Consider the following 1,769-nt stretch of genomic DNA (forward strand, 5'->3'; position numbering starts at 1 on the left):
GGAACCGGTGAGTTCGGCGGGAACGGGGAGGGGGCGCGGAGGGGCAGGGGGCTGGGCTCAGGCCTCGTCGGAGATCCGGGCGGCCATGGTCCCGTGAATGACCGCGGCCCCGGCGCCCAGGCCGGCGGCCACCAGGACCGCCTCGGCGAGCTGGGCCTTCGAGGCGCGGGCCTTCTCGGGCCGTGTCACGTGGACCTCGAGGCAGTAGGGGCACGGGGACCTGACGGCGACGCCCACGGCGGTCAGCTCCCGGTGGAGCTGACCGATGGCACCGCCCTCCCGGCCGATCGTCCTGTCGGAACTCGCAGCCGCCTGGAACTCCTGCGGCGCCAGGCCCATGAACTCGGTCAGGCGCTCGAGGCCCTCCGGCGAGCGGTCGTGGCCGGTCACGGTGCGCTCCTGCCGGGTCGGTGTGGTCCGGACCCTCAGGTGAGGTCGGTCTCGGAGCGCTCGATGCGCTCCCCGGTGCCGGGGTCCGCCACGGTGCTGCGGGTGGAGCGGCGCCGGGACGGGACGGCGGCGGCGATCAGGACCAGCGCGAGGTAGGCCACGCCCACCCAGAAGATGATCTGGCCGGCCAGTGCGAGATTGATCGGGCCCACGGCGGACGGCAGCGCCAGCCAGAGGATGAGGCCGACGGCAATGGTGATCAGTGGGCCGGCAGGGTTGAGGCGCATGGCGGGGTCCTCTCGGGAGGGCGGACGGAGAACGAATGTATTAAGTAAAGCAAATCCATGCTTGATCATGTGGGACGCGCCCGCGCGGACCAGGAGACTCGTTCGGCGGAGGCGGGCACTGCCCTGTTCCGACGCGCAAGGTCATGTTCGGTCACGGCTGCGCCCGGCGCCCCGGGGCGCCCGGCCCGACCCCTCTGCCCCGGTCGGGCGCCGCGCCGCTCGGACCGCCCCGGCACACCGCGGGAGCGGGCCGGGAGCGTGCTGTCGGATCCTGCCCTGGCCTGGGGCAACTCCGGTGCCGGCGCCCGGGGGGAAGCAGGCGCGGAGCCGGCGGGGCCCACCCCGCGCACCGGCCGGCGACGGGTGCGCGGGGTGCCGACGACGCGACCACGGGGTGGTGCCGGACGCCACGGTCAGCCGGGACGCCGGGGCTGCTGGCCGGACCCGTGCGGCTCTGCTTCCATGGAGGAACGTGGGGGCCTACCGAGGAGGAACATCCGATGGAAACCTGGATCTGGATCGTGCTGGCCGTGGTCGTGCTGGCCGTGGTCGTCCTGGCCGTGCTGGCCGGGAGCCGCAAGAAGAAGGAGCGCGACGTCGCACAGCGGCGGGAGAACCAGGAGCGCGCCGCCGAGCTGCGCTCCCGCAGCGAGGAGGAGGACCTCTCGGCCCGCGAGCGCAAGGCGGACGCGGACGCGGCCCGCGCCGAGGCCGAGAAGGCCCGGATCGAGGCCGACCGTCTCGAGCAGGACGCCCAGCGGCGTGCCGAGGACGCCGAGAGGGTGCGCCAGGAGGCGGAGACCCACCGCCGGGACGCCGCGGCGCTCGCCCCGGACGGGGACGACCCCACCGCCGGGGACACCCCGCGCCGACGCCACGAGGACGTCACCGGCCACGGCTCCGGATCGCACTCCGACGAGGCCCCCTGGCAGGACGGCGACGCCGGGACGGACACGCGGACCCGGCGCGACGGTGACGCCGGGCCGGACGGGCACGCCCGGTCCGACGGCGACGTCCGGTCCGAGAGCGACCTCGGACCCGGGGACCGGCCGCGCGCCTGAGCCCCGGTGACGGGCGCGGCCGGTGCCGGGA

The 1,769-nt window shown here is 75.6% G+C and carries 3 protein-coding genes; 1 reads left to right on the forward strand and 2 read right to left on the reverse strand.

Annotated elements, in window-relative coordinates:
- Window positions 1-57: 57 nt before the first annotated feature.
- Both ACH9D2_RS13845 and ACH9D2_RS13850 read right to left on the reverse strand, forming a co-directional pair.
- Window positions 58-390: a carboxymuconolactone decarboxylase family protein gene (locus ACH9D2_RS13845; RefSeq protein WP_396363389.1), complete on the reverse strand. Its 333-nt coding sequence runs from the start codon at window positions 388-390 to the stop codon at window positions 58-60.
- A 35-nt stretch (window positions 391-425) separates the two neighbouring features.
- Window positions 426-677 carry a DUF6458 family protein gene (locus tag ACH9D2_RS13850; protein WP_396363390.1) on the reverse strand — a complete coding sequence of 84 codons (252 nt, stop codon included), beginning with the start codon at window positions 675-677 and terminating at the stop codon, window positions 426-428.
- A gap of 500 nt (window positions 678-1,177) precedes the next feature.
- On the opposite strand from ACH9D2_RS13850, the gene ACH9D2_RS13855 reads away from it, so the two are divergent.
- Entirely contained in the window at window positions 1,178-1,738 is a 561-nt protein-coding gene (locus ACH9D2_RS13855; protein WP_396363391.1) for a hypothetical protein, read from the forward strand.
- Window positions 1,739-1,769 lie beyond the last annotated feature (31 nt).

Origin of the sequence: Kocuria rhizosphaericola (genome assembly GCF_044462205.1) — a bacterium.
In the GTDB taxonomy this organism is placed as follows: Bacteria; Actinomycetota; Actinomycetes; order Actinomycetales; family Micrococcaceae; genus Kocuria; species Kocuria rhizosphaericola.